Origin of the sequence: uncultured Streptococcus sp. (genome assembly GCF_905372115.1) — a bacterium.
Taxonomy (GTDB): domain Bacteria; phylum Bacillota; class Bacilli; order Lactobacillales; family Streptococcaceae; genus Streptococcus.
In genome coordinates this window covers 73,471-88,694 of record NZ_CAJPNR010000001.1, presented here as the reverse complement: position 1 = coordinate 88,694, position 15,224 = coordinate 73,471, and the positions used below count along the sequence as shown (strand labels likewise).

Sequence of the window (15,224 nt, the reverse complement as noted above, 5' to 3'; positions counted from 1 at the left end):
ACCTGCATCCTTTCAGAGAATTTCCCGACATTTATCGATGATGGAAGCGATGGTCGCTTCATCTGTCTCAACAATCTTGCTAAAGCCTGCTTCCTCTAAAACAGCCCGCGTGCTGGCACCCATGACAACGATAGGAACTTCCTTCCAGTCAAATCCAGCTTCTTGACTGGCTGCGACAAAGTTCATGGCCGCAGCAGAGTTCGGAAGACAGACAACTTCAATCTCTGACCAATTGGCACTGTTAATCTGACTGTCAAAGGCCAGCCTATGGCTAGCAATAATCGGCAGGGAATAGAGTTCTGCTAGACTGGCTTTCTTATGCTCAGCTGTCAGAATATACCAGTTGCCGCCTTCTTTTTCCAGAGCAGCCGCGAAATCCGTATCCGACTGCTGAGGCGTCATCCGATCCAGCACAATGCCGCTCGCTTCGATAGACTTAGCCGTATGATGACCAATAGCTGCAAAGCGGATGTGCGGCAGACTGCGCAAGTCTTTGCCTGCCTTGCGGAGGGCTTTCAAGAAGAGCGGCCAGCTCTGCATGTCTGCAAAGAGGAGACCGTCTACTTGCTCCAAGTCCGGCAGCTGCAAGTCTAACTCTTCAACCAAATCTCGAGCAGGGAAAGTGGTCAGCGCAGCTCCAGCATCCCTGAGCAAACGAGGAAGTCTGCCAGTCTCTGATTGCTGGATGAAGATTTTCCGGCCGAAAAGCGGCAGATTCTCATGGAAATTTAGCTGCTGTCTATAGGCTACGACATCACCTACCACGATGACACTAGGTGCTTTAAAGTCCGCAGCTTCTGCTAGTTCTACGATGTTGCCCAAGGTTCCGTCCACCGAGCGCTGCTGAGGATGGGTTCCCCATTCAACGATGGCGGCTGGCTTGTCCTTGCCATAGCCTCTAGCCGTCAGCTCTTGGACGATGGAAGGCAGATTTTTCATGCCCATGAGGAAGACCAAGGTTCCTTTGAGCTCAGAAATGGCTTCCCAATTGAGCATTTCTGTCTCATCTTTGAGATGGGCAGTAAAGACATGGAAGCTAGTCGCTACATCCCGATAAGTCATAGGAATCCCTGCATAGGTCAGACCAGCCACAGCAGAGGTGATGCCTGGAACCACTTCAAAGTCCACACCAGCTTCCACCAGCTTGACTCCTTCTTCTCCGCCTCGGCCAAAGATATAGGGATCGCCACTCTTGAGGCGGACTACCCGCTTGCCCTGACGGGCTTTTTCGATAAGAATCTTTTCAATTTCTTCCTGTCGGATGCAAGGCTGGCCTGGCTTTTTGCCGACATCTATCTTTTCGCAGTCAGACTTTAGATGCTGAAAGAGCTCTTGATTGACTAAACGGTCAAAGACCAATACATCTGCTTCTTGAAGACGTCTCTTGCCTTTGAGGGTCAACAACTCCGCATCGCCTGGACCTGCTCCCAGTAATGTTACTAAACCGGACATTTTTTCTCCTTTTATTAGCTATTTTGTCAGATAAGCCTCTAGCTCTTCTAAGCTAGAAACCATCTGCGGATAGGCCACAATTGGCCGAGAGATGATAATGCAGTCCATCCCCAGCTCTTGACAGCCATCAATCTTTTCACGAATACCACCGACGGTACCGCTCTCCTTGGAAACAAAGACATCTGCTCCCGAGCGCAGTAAGAGCTCTTTATTACACTCTTTGGAAAATGGAGCCTTAATCGCATCAATCTGATCCGCTACCAGTCCCAGCTGCTCACAAGCCAGAAGCACTTCCGAAGTCGGCAGAACGCGAACAACAATCCGCTGCTCTGGCAGCCCATTGACAAAGAGCGGCAGGGTCTTGCTGCCTGTTCCTAGATAAACAGTCTTGTAGCCGCGCTTGGCAATCTCATCAATCGCTTCTTGGGTCGAATGCACCACGATGGCTCCGCTCAAATCCAAGGTCGCCTGACGCTCAAAGCGCAGGTAAGATACACCAGCCATCTCTGCCGCCCGAATGGCTTCCTTGGACACAATGTCCGCAAAAGGATGGGTTGCATCAATGATTTCATCCACATCATTCTCTTTGATAAAGGCAACCATGTCCTCGGCTGTCAGCCGGCCCTGAATGACCGGCTGGCCGAATTTGGAAGCCAAGTGCCGGCCGTAGTCTGTGACAACAGAGCTGGTCACATTGATTTTCAAGCGGTCAAGCACTTCTAAAATAGCGGTGCTGTCGGATGTCCCTCCCAGCAGTAATTTCATCATAAAGTATATCCTCGAGGTGTGATCATGCGTCCGTTTTTAACATAAGTTTCTTTGTTACCAACGATAACGATTGTCGTCATATCTACCAAAGTCTCATCCAAATCTTTGATAGTCGTCAAGATGATTTCCTCATCCTTACGGCCAATGTCCTTACCGATACCGACAATGGTATCCTCTGACTTGTACTCAGACATGATAGAAAGTGCTTTTGCCAAATGGTCTGGACGTCCCTTACTCCGAGGGTTGTAGAGGCAGACTACAAAGTCACCTTGAGCTGCGGCATGCAGACGCTTCTCAATCATTTCCCAAGGCGTCATCAAGTCACTCAGACTGATATGACAGAAGTCGTTCATGAGGGGAGCACCCATAACTGCAGCAGCACCCAGACTAGCTGTAATACCTGGAACCACCTTAACTTCTACATCACTGGCATCTCCCAGCAATTCTAAAATCAAGCCAGCCATTCCATAGACTCCGGCATCTCCACTGGAAACAACTCCGACATTTTTGCCAGTCTCTCTAGCCAAATCAATGGCCTTTTGACAACGGTCGATTTCCTGGCGCATACCATTCGCTACGAGTTCCTTGTCCTTGACCAAATCAAGAATCAATCGCATATAAGTCGAGTAGCCGACGATAATTTCACAATCGGCTATAGCAGCCAATGCTTCTTGTGACATCAATTCTTCTTTACCTGGGCCTAATCCGATAACGTATAACATATATTTTTTCTCCTTTATGGGTATGATAAAATTTTAGAAGGGCAGTTGGTTCATAAGACCGTCTGCTCTTTTTGGTTTACTTTTTGGTTATTGCTTTTGCAAGCGCATAGGTACAGCCGTTCTTGGCAAAGCGCTCTGTCAGGACTTGGCCCTGACTGGCCAGATCTGCGCTGGCCAAGGCGACACTGCCGACTCCGACTGTCTTTTTGACAAATTCTGACTGAGGATAGCGGTCTGCTACGACAGACAGCTCCTCCTTGCTAAAGGTCTCAAAGGGACAGCCCAATTCCTCAGCCAAGGCCAGAATGGCTGCTTCATCCTTCTTGACATCAATGCTGACAATTTTGGAAATCTCACTGGCAGAAATCCCCTGCTGTTGACAGAATTCCTCAAAGCCTTCTCGGAAGACAGCTGGAGCCACATCCTTTCTAGCACCAACTCCTAAGATATAGGGTTGGGGATAGATGATAACTAGATTTTCTCTTTGAAGGACCTTTTTTTCTGCAGTCAGCAGAATCAGTGGTTCCCTTCCCTTGAGAACAGCCACAAGGTCTTCCTCATCCACCAGAGTCAGACCGCGAAGGTCGGTAACCCAGTCCTTTTCCTGATAGAAATAGACGGTTCGGCCGCTGCCTAGATAGCTGTTGAAAGGTTTGATAAATTCTCTCAATTCCGGTCGCCAGCCATTGACCGACTGAGCCAGATTGTCCAGAGCTGTTACATTCTGCACATCCGTTGCTGTCGTGATAACAGGATTGGAACCGAGCAATTCTGCGATGTCTCGCGTCACTTGATTGGCTCCGCCTAGATGCCCGCTCAGCAGGCTGATGACATTCGTCGCTTTCTCATCCATGACCACTACTGCTGGATCGCTCGCCTTGTCTTTCAAGACTGGAGCAATAGCTCGCACAACTGCCCCGATAGCCATGATACAAATGAGGACATCCACTTCTTGAAAGAGCTGACCAAGTGCCTCAACCACTCGTCCTTCAATGGCAATTACCCTGTCATCTGCCAATCGAGGCGTCGTATAGATAGGGATTTCCTTGCCCAGCTTCTCCCGCAGAGTCAGAGCCAAGTCCTTGCCGACCGCTGTCACAGTTGCGATTGCGTAGCGGGCTTGAGAATCACTTGGCATGGCTGCTCTTCCCCCGTCTAAACTCATGCTGAAAATCTGCATGGTAGAGCTTAGAATAGTAGAATTCCTGACCTAAAAAGTCACCGACCAAAATCAAAGCTGTCTTTCTAATCTTAGCTTCCTTGACTTTCTCAGCAATGTTTGTCAAATCGCCAAAGACCTTCTTTTCATCCGGCCAAGTAGCCTTGTAAATGACAGCCACAGGCGTTTCTGGAGGATAGCCACCCTCAATCAGCTCGCTGACGACCTTTTCAATGCCTTGAACGGACAGGAAGATAGCCATAGATGTCCGGTGCTGAGCATAGCTTTTCAGGGATTCCCGATCTGGCACAGGCGTCCGGCCAGCCATCCGAGTGATGATGAGGCTTTGAGAAACCTCTGGTACAGTATACTCTGCCCCAATACTGGAAGCAGCTCCCAGAAAAGAGCTGACGCCCGGCGTACAGTCAAACTCTATGCCCCGCTTCTTCATCTCTTCGATCTGCTCTCGAATGGAGCCGTAGATGGAGAAATCTCCCGTCTGCAGGCGGACCACATCTTTACCAGCCTTGACGCTAGCCTCCATGACATCGATGATTTCCATCAAGTGCATGCCGGCGCTGTCGTGAATTTCAGCCCCTTCCTTACAGTAGTTCAGCAGATCTGGATTGACCAAGGAGCCTGCGTAAATGACCACATCAGCCTCAGATAGTTGCTTGTAACCTTTGAGCGTAATCAGCTCCACGTCACCTGGGCCTGCTCCAACAAAATGTACTTTGGACATCAATTAGCCTCTCTTTCTTTTCTCTTACAGGAAACGATAATAGTCGGATTCTGAGGCTTGAAGTAGTGCCCCTTACCTATAGCTGTCCAGCGACTAGCCTGAACGGAGACAATCTCTAAATCCTCCCAGTCCATCTGCTCCGCTATTTGAGCTGCTTCCAGAGCATTCTCCAGCAGGATAAAGTTCAAGACCAGCCGACCGCCCGGCTCCATGAGCTGGGCACACCAGTCGAAAATCTCCTGCATATTGCCCCCGGTTCCTCCGACAAAAATGGCATCAAAGCTGCCTTCCAGCTCAATCGGAGCTAGTCCTTGATGGAGACGGACATTGTGGCAGCCAAAGTGCTGGATATTCTCCTGCGTCAAGGCCACCGCGTCTTCATTTCGCTCCACTGCCACTACTTCCAGTTCTGGATAGGTTCGGGCTGCCTGAATCGTGACACTGCCAGTTCCAGAGCCGACATCTAGCATGCGCTTGGCTCGATGCAGCTCCAACTTATCCAAACTGATGGCTCTGACTTCTTCCTTAGTCATTGGGACCTTAGCCCTGATAAATTCCGAATCCCTCATCTAACACCACCACCACATTCATTTCATATTCTCTATCTTCTACCTCACTCGCAGGCAGAATGGTAATACGCTCGTCTTCATAACTCAGCTGCTCACCGATGACTAGCACCTTATCTAAGCCTCTTTTAACTGCCTCTTGAGCAATCTCGTAGGGGCCAACTTTCTGATCGGTCACCATAAAGACTTTTGACAAACTCATAATCAAGTCAAAGTTAGGCTCCTTAGCATGGCTGCTCGTCAGATAAGCATCGTTCATGGGCAAGGCAATTCTGCTGGCCAGATACTGCATGGCGCTGATACCTGGCGAGATAACTACGCGCCCCTTAAACTTCTCTGATAGCCATTTGCCCAAACCGTAAATCAGCGGGTCGCCTGAGGCCAGATATAAAATTTCCTCATCCTCACCAAAGCTCCCCAGCAATTCCGCCAGCGCGGCTAATTTTTTAGGCGGGACTAGGCCCTTATCCTTATAAGTAGGTGGCAAAATTTCTAAATGCCGCTCGCTGCCTAAAATGCGGTCAGCCTTTTCAAAATAGGCTTCCTGTCCCAGAAGACCATAGCTCGGATCTCCCGGACCAATTCCGATAACATAAATCATGTCCATTCCTCCTTTATCTGCTCTAAAGGCTGGGTTGATGCCAAATAGCCTTCCTCAGTCCCAAAGACGACCACTTCAATACTGACTTCTGGCTTACGATAGCGGAGCAGGCGCTCACTTCTAGCCTTGATCTTATCTGCCAAGACCTGATAGACCCCCTCGTAAGAAAATTCTTTAATGGCTGTCCCAGCTGCCTCGGTCGTCAAGCACTTGTCAACCTTTTCCAGCAGCTCCATGGGCGCCCCCATCAGGGCTAGATTAGCCACCAGCGTTTCCATACGGGCATCCGAGTCCTTGCTGTGGGTAGAGAAAATCCCAGCCGCCACTTTGACAAACTTGCCCATGTGACCGATCATCAAAACCTTGGTAAATCCGATGCGCTGGACTTCTTTGAGGACATGGCCGACAAAGTTACTCATATTGACGATGCGCCCAGCTGGAATCCCCACAGTATTAGTAGCAAAATCTTCACCGTAATTCCCTGGCACCAAGACGACTGAGCGATGTCCTTGATTATAGAGCATGGTTAACTCGATCGTTATGGACGCCTTCCAGCTATCCTCGGACATAGGATTGACAATCCCTGTCGTTCCCAAGATTGAAATACCGCCTACAATACCTAGTCTGGAATTGTAGGTCAGCTTGGCCGTTTCTTCGCCGCCAGGAACGGAAATGATAACCCGTGCTCCACAGTTGGGACCGATAATCTCACGGACATGCTGCTCAATCATCCGTCTAGGAGTCGGATTGATGGCTGCCATGCCGACATCACAGGCCAGCCCCTTCTCGGTCACGCGCCCGACGCCCTGACCTCCGTCAATCTCGATTTCCGTCTGATCTGGCAAAAGGGTCACGGTCGAATAAATCAAGAGACCATGTGTCGCATCCGCATCATCACCGCCATCTTTTTCAATGGCCGCTGTCGCTTCTTCTGTTCCAAAGGAAGGATTGTGAACATCCATTGTCACTTCCACACCTGAAGCCGTATGAACAGTAACCTTTTCTTCTCTTTCCTGATTTAAGATCATGCTCAAGGCTGCAACAGTCGCTGCCGTCGCACAAGTACCAGTTGTAAAACCTTTTCTTAATTTCTTTCCATTGACATAAGCGTATTCATCCATCATTAGCCCTCTCCTTTCTCCGGAGCCTGCTTTTTATCTGAAACACTGTAACGCTCATAGTCCGTAGTGCCTAGCTTGAGCTGGTAGAGAATGGCATTGACCACAGCTGCTGCAATGGTACTGCCGCCTTTTTGGCCCAGTGCCGCAATAGAAGGCACAGGACTTTCATGGAGCTTGAGCTTGGATTCTGCCGCTCCGACAAATCCGACTGGAACCCCGACAACCGCATCCGGCTGCAAGCTTCCTTCTTCGACCATATCCAAAACCTTGAAGATAGACGTTGGAGCATTCCCGAAGACAAACAGTTTTGGAGCATCCACTTTAGCTGCATATTCTACAGCAGCCATGGAGCGAGTAATTCCTTTTTCCTTAGCTTCCTGAAAGACTGCTGGCTCATTGACCAGACAGCGATAGGAAACACCTAAGTCATCCAGCAGTTTTTTATTAAAACCACCCAAGACCATGGTTGTATCTGTAAAAATGGTGCCCTTGTTTCGGAGGACGTAGAGAATTTTCTCAATCACCTGATTGGAAAACTTGATATTGTAGAGGTAGTCAAAGTCTGCACTGGTAAAGACAACCCGCTTGAGCACTGCCTCTTCAAAAGGATCCGAAAAATGAATATCTGGATGCTCTTGGTCAATAATTTCCTGAATCTTACTGAAACTAGCTTCTTCAATCTTGTGCGCTGCTTTTAGATAGGACATCTAGTTCTTTCCTCCTTCTTTACTGGATGGTGTAGAGTAGCGGACATAGTCATCCGTCACCACTTCTCTCAGCTGGTAGATAATGGCATTGATAATGGCTACTACAATCGTGCTGCCGCCTTTTCTGCCGAGATTGACAAGGGCCGGAAGACCTGACTGAAGCAGTTCTTCTTTTGACTCTTCGACATTGATAAAGCCGACTGGAACCCCAATCACTGCATCCGCTTCTACCAATCCCTGATCTGCCAGCTCAATCAGATAAGACAAGGCAGTAGGAGCACCACCGAAGGCAAATACTTTAGGACCTTCAATCTTAGCTGCTATCTCAACCGCTGCCATAGCTCTGGTAATCTGCTTTTCCTTAGCCAGCGCAACCACTTCTTCATCGCTGATCAAACAGCGGTAGCTCACACCCAGCTGGTCAAGCACGCGCTTATTAATCCCATTGAGAGATATATTAGAGTCCAGCAGAATGGTCCCCTTAGCTCTGATTACCTCTTCTATTTTTTTTAGGACATCATGCTCAAATCGCATAGTATAGAGATAATCGAAATCTCCCGTCGTATGGATAGCCCTCTTAATAATGGATTCTTCCATTTCCGAATGGAAGACGTAATCGGGATCTTTTTCAGTAATCATAGACTGAATAATTTGAAAACTCTTTTCCTCGATAGAGGAAGGATTTTGGATATATGTCATAGTATACTCCTAGAAATATGCTTGCTTTACTAAATAAAAAAGAGTGAACAAGATTAAACTTGTCATGGTGCTTGTATAAAGCAGAGAGATAGCCGTCTGAATATCATCCGCCGCAACCGGTCTGGAATCCTCTCCTATGGTTGGCTTCTCAATCAGCTCTCCATGATAGACGTGCGGTCCGCCCAGCTGAATGCCCAGAGCTCCAGCTACAACTGCCTCTGAAAAAGCACTGTTGGGACTAGCATGCTGGTAGCGATCCCGCCAGCCAATCCGCAGGGCTCCTTTGACATCCAGCAGTAAAATCTGACTGCTGAGAATCAAGAAAAGCCAAGTCAAACGCGCAGGAATCAGATTGGCCAAATCATCCATCTTGGCAGATATCAAGCCGATTTTGTGGTATTTCTCCGTCTTATAGCCTACCATGGAGTCCAAGGTATTGATGGCCTTGTATGTCATGGCTAAGATGGGGCCACCTAGAAAGAGGCAGAGCAGCGGTCCGATAACCCCGTCGCTAGTATTTTCAGCCACCGTCTCAATCGTCGCCTTGCTGATTTCCTCTGGTGTCAGCTGAGAAGTTTCACGGCCGACAATCATGCCAACTTGCTTTCTAGCTTCCTCCAAAGTGCCAAACTTGAGCCTATGGTAAACCTTTTGGGCCTCAAAAGCTAGACTTTTAGCCGCCAGACTGGCATAGGCCAGATAGATCCAGACGATCCAGTAGAGGACCGGATGGACCAGGCCAGCTAACCAGAGTAACCCGTAGCTCACCCCCAACGCCAAGGCAACCGTTGTCAGCCAGAGGAAAAAGCCAAATAGATAGGGCGAAAACTGCCTTTTCTCCTGCAAGCGCATGCATAGATAAATATAGGAACCTATCCACTTGACTGGATGAGGCCAGCTATAGGGGTCGCCAATCAGCCAGTCCAGTAAGACGGCTAGAAAAATTGCAATGAGTGTCATATCAATTCGCCTCTTTGATATAGTTCAGCCAGTTGGCCAGTAGCTGCTCGTCCTGATAAAAATGAACATGCAGGTAGCTGGCAAAGGTACGGCCCTTTTGATAACCGCCTGTCCAGGCAGCTACGACCTGACCGTCTCTGACCTTCTCTAGCTTGAGGACCGTATCTTCCTCCGTCTCAAAGACCGAATGATGAAACTCATGTCCCCTGACCGCAGTACCTTTAGGACCAAAAAGACTGTCTCCCTGCGTTTCTGCTTGGCAATAACCAAAGCTTTTTAGGCCGGGTGTCATCAGGCTCTTGCCCTTGAAAATGCCAACCATTTCATAGACCTGACCCTCTACTTCCAGCAACTCTCCCAGATACATGAGGCCACCGCATTCTGCGTAGATTGGCCGGCCCTGCTCGTGAGCTTTCTTAACCGAAGCCCGGAAATCAGCATTTGTCATCAGCTCCTGAGCATAGACTTCTGGAAAACCACCGCCAAAATAATAAGCATCTGCAGCTGGCAATTCCTTATCCTTCAGAGGGCTGAAAGGCACTAGCTGGACATTGAGCTCTCTTAAAAAGTCTAGATTATCTTCGTAGTAAAAGTGGAAAGCATCATCCAAAGCATAAGCCAAAGTCAAGGGCTGATCGTTTCGGATATGAAAAGGATTGGTCATCCGCTTATCGGGAAGTTCTGCCTTTTCCAGCAGCCTGTCTAGATTTATATGCTTGGCTGCTGCCGCTCCCAAGTCCTCAAATCGATGGTCCAAATCATCCATTTCTACATCAGGGATTAGACCCAGATGGCGCGATGGCAGCTCTGCTGTTGCATTCTTAGGAAGATGACCCAGAACTTCAACATCGGTATACCGCTCTATGGCGCCCTTGATGAGTTCATAGTGGTTCTGTGAAGCCACCCGATTGATAATGACTCCAGCAATATCCAAATCCGGATCAAAAGTCGCAAAGCCATGGACCATGGCTGCTGCCGAGGTGGATGTCGCCTTCCCATCGATAATCAAGACAACTGGAATACCCAACTTCTTAGCAACAGAAGCAGAGGACGCACAGTCCTTATCTGTTCCCAGACCATCAAAGAGGCCCATGACTCCTTCAACCACTGCCACATCTGCGTCTCCATGCCATTTGTAGTAGGACCAAGCCAGACTCTGATTATCCGGTATCATAAAGCTGTCCACATTCCGCGACGGCCGCTTGGTAATCCGACTATGGTAAGCCGTATCAATATAATCTGGTCCAACCTTATAAGGCTGGACCTGATAGCCTCTGTCTGCCAGAGCTTTCAAAATCCCTAGGGTAACTGTGGTCTTTCCGACACCGCTGGAAACACCAGCCAGCATAAATTGCTTCATCGTTTTTACTCCAGATTCGCTGATAAAAAAAGTACTACAAAAAATAAAGAAGTTTTATTTTTTGTAGCACCGTTGCTCACATATATGTCGTCCAAACACGCCGTTGTGTTCGCTTTCAGTTCGTATATTAAATTTATTTTAATATAAACAAGAAAAGCTGTCAAGTTTTTCCTAGAGCACCTCTGAAAAAAGTCAAGATTCTAGAGCGTCCTTACTGAAAACTGAGCATTTTTTAAAATTCTGTTAAATTTAAAAAAACATCAGGAAAAGCAACATTCCTGATGTTTTATTTGATCATCAACCTGCATCTTCCTCTACAAATTGACTATTATAGAGGTCTGCATAGAAGCCATTCTGATCCATGAGTTCATCGTGGTTGCCCTGCTCAATGATATTTCCATCGCGCATGACCAAGATGAGATCCGCATTACGGATAGTGGACAGGCGGTGGGCAATGACAAAGGAAGTCCGTCCTTCCATGAGTTTGTCCATAGCCTTTTGAATCAGCTCCTCCGTCCGCGTATCGACTGATGAAGTTGCCTCATCCAAAATCAAGAGCGGTGCATCTTTCAGTAGAGCACGAGCGATGGTCAGCAGTTGCTTCTGACCGACCGACAAGTTGACCCTGTCATCTAGCACTGTATCATAGCCCAGCGGCAGAGTCATGATAAAGTGATGAACACCGACCGCCTTCGCTGCAGCAACAACTGCTTCATCCGTCACATGCTCCTGATTATAAATCAAGTTCTCTCGGATAGTCCCCTCAAAGAGCCAGGTATCCTGCAAGACCATTGAAAAGGCATCGTGAACCTCGGAGCGTTTCATATCCTTAATATCTATACCATCAATGCTGATCCGTCCCTTGTCAATTTCATAGAACTTCATAAGGAGATTAACGATAGTCGTCTTACCCGCACCTGTTGGGCCGACAATGGCAATCTTCTGTCCTGCTTTGGCCTGGGCTGAGAAATCATGAATAATGGTCTGGTCCGGCTTGTAGCCAAAGAAGACTTCTTCAAAGGCAACATCTCCCTTGACAGCAGTAAGCTGCTGCTCTTTATATTGGTCGTCTTCCATATCAGGCTCAGCCAGAAATTCAAAGACACGAACCAGTGCTGCACCAGCCTGCTGCAAGACGGCGATACCTTGGGCAATCTGTGACAAAGGCTGAGAGAAGGTCCGCACATAAACCATAAAGGCGACAATAATTCCGATACTAATAGAGCCATTAATTGCCAGAGCAGCACCGACCAAAATAACCAGCACATAAGCAAAATTCCCCGTAAAGAACATGAGCGGCATCATCATGCTAGAGATAAATTGCGATTTCCAAATACTGTTATAGAGATTGTGATTGAGAACTGCAAAGCGCTCCTTAGACTTCTCAATGGCATTATAGCTGGTAACAACATTATGACCAGAGTACATCTCCTCCACATAACCGTTTACTGCAGCCAGATCGTTTTGCTGGGCGGTGAAATAGCCCTGAGACTTGCCCATGATGAGGCCGACAAAGACAAAGCCGACTACAGTAGCTAAGATGGTTACCAAGGCCAAGATCCAGTTCATGAAGAACATGGTCAAAACCACAGCCACCAAGAGCAGGCTGGCAGAGATAACATTTCCCAGACTCTGGTTGAGGGATTGGCCGACCGTATCTACGTCATTGGTCACGCGCGACAGAGTATCCCCCTGAGAATGACTATCGAAATAGCCCAGCGGCAGCTTGTTAATCTTCTCTGCAATGGCCGTCCGCAGCCGCTTGGAGAAATACTGGATAACCGTACTGATGATAAAGGACTGCCCGTAGTTGAGCAGGGCTCCAACTGCATAGAGCACGGTCAGCAGAAGTGCAATCTCAGACACAGCTTTTAAATCAATATTGGTAGCCAAACCTTCAGAGATGAGATTGGTAATTTCTTTTAATTTATTTGGCCCATAGACCGTGATAATGTTTGACAAGACAGCTCCCACAAATGCCAAAGCAAGAGGAAGCTGGAAGCCTTTGAGATAAGGCCGTATCTGGCTAAATAATGAAGGCTTCTTATTTTCCATTTTCTAATTCCTCCTTGGATAGTTGTGAGTAGGCAATTTCTTGATAGACTTCGTTGTTGGCCAAAAGCTCTCGGTGGGTACCTTGACCGACCACCTTACCAGCATCCAAGACCAAGATTTGATCCGCATCCATGATAGTAGAAATCCGCTGTGCCACAATTAGCTTGGTCATATCCTGCGTCCGCTCAGCCAGTTCCTTGCGCAAAATGCGGTCTGTCTTATAGTCTAGAGCTGAGAAGGAGTCGTCAAAGATGAGGATTTCTGGCTTACGAGCCAATGCTCTGGCAATAGCCAAACGCTGACGCTGACCACCAGAGAAGTTGGTCCCGCTTTGAGCCACTTCTGCTTTCAGCCCCTTTTCCTTCTCTTGGACAAAGGGTTTAGCCTGTGCTAGGTCAAGAGCCTCCCACATTTTCTGCTCATCTAGCGGGCTTTCTTTGCTTTGACCGAAGTCCAGATTGCTCTCAACATCGCCAGAGAAAAGCACAGCCTTTTGAGGGATGTAGCCGACCTTATTATGCAGGTCTTCCAGCTGATAATCCTGAACGTTGACACCATCTACCAGAATCTCTCCTTCAGTCACATCATAGAAACGAGGAATGAGATTGACTAGCGTGGATTTCCCTGAACCGGTTGAACCGATAAAGGCCACGGTATCACCAGCCTGCGCTGTAAAGCTAACATGCTCAATGACCGCTTCTGAATTCTTGGAATAGCGGAAGGACACATCTCGAAAGACCACCTCTCCCTTGCTATCCGCTGCTGCCTTAGGCTGTTCTGGACTGGTGATAGAAGAATGCAGGTCCAGTACTTCATTAATCCGGCCAGCCGATACAATGGTCCGAGGCAGGACGATGAAGAGGGCCCCCATGAGCAAGAATCCAATCACAATCTGCATAGCATAGGACATAAAGACGACCATATCACTGAAGAGTGGGAGACGCTCCTGCAGCCCAGCCTCCTGGATCAAATAAGCACCAATCCAGTAAATAGCCAGTGTCAATCCGCTGGAAATCCCCATCATAACTGGATTCATCATAGCCATCAGACGACCGATGAAAAGATTAAGTCGGGTTACTTCATCATTGGCCGCCGCAAATTTCTCATCCTGATAATCCTCAGCATTGTAAGCCCGGACCACGCGAATCCCAGTCAGACTCTCTCTAGTGACACTGTTTAGCTTATCGACCAAGCGTTGCGCAACTGACTGTTTGGGAAAGGCCAATGTCACCAAAACTACTGTCAGCAGGATATTGACTATAACAGCAATAAGAACTGCTATCAGCCAGTTCTCGGACTTGCCAATAATCTTGGTCATGGCCCAAATCGCCATAATCGGTCCCCTGGTCACCACCTGAAGCCCCATGGTAATTAAGGTCTGTACCTGGGTAATATCATTTGTCGTCCGAGTCAGCAGACTAGGGATTGAAAATTTCTTAATCTCCGTCTGCGAATAGTCTAGCACACGGTTGAAAATATCGCTCCGCAAGCTCTGGGTAAAGCTGGCTGCTATACGAGCGGCAAAAAAGCCAACCACAATAGCTGACAGCAAGCTAGCAAAAGACAGGCCGATCATTTTCAGACCTGGCTCCCACAAATCTGCCAAACCAGTCCCTGGTGTTTGCAGCAACTCTGTAATCGTCGAAATATAGGTTGGAACTTCTAATTCCAGATATACCGTTAGGAAGGTGAAGAGCACACTGAGAACAATCATGCTCACTTCCCTTACCGTCAGCCGTTTAAATAACTTAAACATCTTTCCCTCCATTTTCTAAACTTTCGATATTCTGATAAAACTTGGCCATGACTTGAGAAAAAATCAGCAGTTCCTGCTCAGAAACACCATTCAAAATAGAAAGGTTCATTTCATCAAAAAAGTCACGGATTTTTTTCATTCTTTCCTGCGACTGCGGAGTGAGACGGATATATTTAGCCCGCTTGTCTGTCTTGCCCATTTCCAGCTTGATAAAGCCATTCTTCTCCATCCTTTTCATTAAGTTAGAGGCCACCGATTTGGAAATATCCAACTCCTGCTCAATATCCTTGATAAGGGTATCCTTCCCCTCTTCCATACGACAGGCGACAATATGCAAGACCTGCCCCTGAGGCCCAGCCATGGACTCAATCCCTTGCTCCTTGGCAAGCTTTTCCGCTATGAGATGAATCTTTCGTCCAAAACGCTTCAATTCCAGTAAAGGCTTATCCATACCTGTATCCTTTGTAAAAATAGTTTTCGTGAGAACTATTTTAACACAAGAAAAAAGAAAGTCAAGAAAAAAGTTTCCATGAGAACTATTTTTTCAACAAGAAAA

General features: G+C 47.8%; 15 protein-coding genes. All 15 read right to left on the bottom strand.

The window, feature by feature from the left end:
• Nucleotides 1-12 precede the first annotated feature (12 nt).
• On the bottom strand, nt 13-1,452 hold the full coding sequence (gene cobA, locus QZ169_RS00395; RefSeq protein WP_295504057.1) for a uroporphyrinogen-III C-methyltransferase: 1,440 nt from the start codon (nt 1,450-1,452) through the stop codon (nt 13-15).
• Between the two features lie 18 nt (nt 1,453-1,470).
• Nucleotides 1,471-2,220, bottom strand: a complete 750-nt coding sequence (gene cobK / locus QZ169_RS00390; protein WP_223321855.1) for a precorrin-6A reductase — start codon at nt 2,218-2,220, stop codon at nt 1,471-1,473.
• Entirely contained in the window at nt 2,217-2,942 is a 726-nt protein-coding gene (cobJ, locus tag QZ169_RS00385) for a precorrin-3B C(17)-methyltransferase (RefSeq protein ID WP_002917648.1), read from the bottom strand. Before cobJ ends, cobK begins: the two co-directional genes overlap by 4 nt.
• 76 nt (nt 2,943-3,018) lie before the next feature.
• On the bottom strand, nt 3,019-4,080 hold the full coding sequence (gene cbiG, locus QZ169_RS00380) for a cobalt-precorrin 5A hydrolase (RefSeq protein ID WP_295504222.1): 1,062 nt from the start codon (nt 4,078-4,080) through the stop codon (nt 3,019-3,021).
• Nucleotides 4,070-4,843, bottom strand: coding sequence for a cobalt-precorrin-4 methyltransferase (locus QZ169_RS00375; RefSeq protein WP_295504054.1), 774 nt, complete (start codon nt 4,841-4,843; stop codon nt 4,070-4,072). Before QZ169_RS00375 ends, cbiG begins: the two co-directional genes overlap by 11 nt.
• Nucleotides 4,843-5,412, bottom strand: coding sequence for a decarboxylating cobalt-precorrin-6B (C(15))-methyltransferase (locus QZ169_RS00370; RefSeq protein WP_295504053.1), 570 nt, complete (start codon nt 5,410-5,412; stop codon nt 4,843-4,845). The genes QZ169_RS00375 and QZ169_RS00370 overlap by 1 nt, the downstream gene beginning before the upstream one ends.
• The gene (locus QZ169_RS00365) at nt 5,384-6,016 is read right to left on the bottom strand and encodes a cobalt-precorrin-7 (C(5))-methyltransferase (protein ID WP_295504052.1); all 633 of its coding nucleotides are present in this window, start codon (nt 6,014-6,016) and stop codon (nt 5,384-5,386) included. The genes QZ169_RS00370 and QZ169_RS00365 overlap by 29 nt, the downstream gene beginning before the upstream one ends.
• On the bottom strand, nt 6,007-7,134 hold the full coding sequence (gene cbiD, locus QZ169_RS00360; protein WP_009659614.1) for a cobalt-precorrin-5B (C(1))-methyltransferase CbiD: 1,128 nt from the start codon (nt 7,132-7,134) through the stop codon (nt 6,007-6,009). Before cbiD ends, QZ169_RS00365 begins: the two co-directional genes overlap by 10 nt.
• Nucleotides 7,134-7,838, bottom strand: a complete 705-nt coding sequence (locus tag QZ169_RS00355; protein ID WP_295504050.1) for a cobalt-precorrin-8 methylmutase — start codon at nt 7,836-7,838, stop codon at nt 7,134-7,136. Before QZ169_RS00355 ends, cbiD begins: the two co-directional genes overlap by 1 nt.
• Nucleotides 7,839-8,537, bottom strand: coding sequence for a cobalt-precorrin-8 methylmutase (locus tag QZ169_RS00350; protein ID WP_002898267.1), 699 nt, complete (start codon nt 8,535-8,537; stop codon nt 7,839-7,841). It abuts the gene before it with no gap.
• 9 nt (nt 8,538-8,546) lie between these two features.
• The gene (cbiB, locus tag QZ169_RS00345) at nt 8,547-9,497 is read right to left on the bottom strand and encodes an adenosylcobinamide-phosphate synthase CbiB (protein WP_295504047.1); all 951 of its coding nucleotides are present in this window, start codon (nt 9,495-9,497) and stop codon (nt 8,547-8,549) included.
• Nucleotide 9,498: 1 nt separating this feature from the next.
• Nucleotides 9,499-10,857, bottom strand: a complete 1,359-nt coding sequence (locus QZ169_RS00340) for a cobyrinate a,c-diamide synthase (protein ID WP_295504044.1) — start codon at nt 10,855-10,857, stop codon at nt 9,499-9,501.
• 297 nt (nt 10,858-11,154) lie between these two features.
• Nucleotides 11,155-12,912: an ABC transporter ATP-binding protein gene (locus QZ169_RS00335; protein WP_295504042.1), complete on the bottom strand. Its 1,758-nt coding sequence runs from the start codon at nt 12,910-12,912 to the stop codon at nt 11,155-11,157.
• Nucleotides 12,902-14,668, bottom strand: coding sequence for an ABC transporter ATP-binding protein (locus QZ169_RS00330; RefSeq protein WP_268686905.1), 1,767 nt, complete (start codon nt 14,666-14,668; stop codon nt 12,902-12,904). Before QZ169_RS00330 ends, QZ169_RS00335 begins: the two co-directional genes overlap by 11 nt.
• On the bottom strand, nt 14,661-15,119 hold the full coding sequence (locus tag QZ169_RS00325) for a MarR family winged helix-turn-helix transcriptional regulator (protein ID WP_002913878.1): 459 nt from the start codon (nt 15,117-15,119) through the stop codon (nt 14,661-14,663). The genes QZ169_RS00330 and QZ169_RS00325 overlap by 8 nt, the downstream gene beginning before the upstream one ends.
• Nucleotides 15,120-15,224 lie beyond the last annotated feature (105 nt).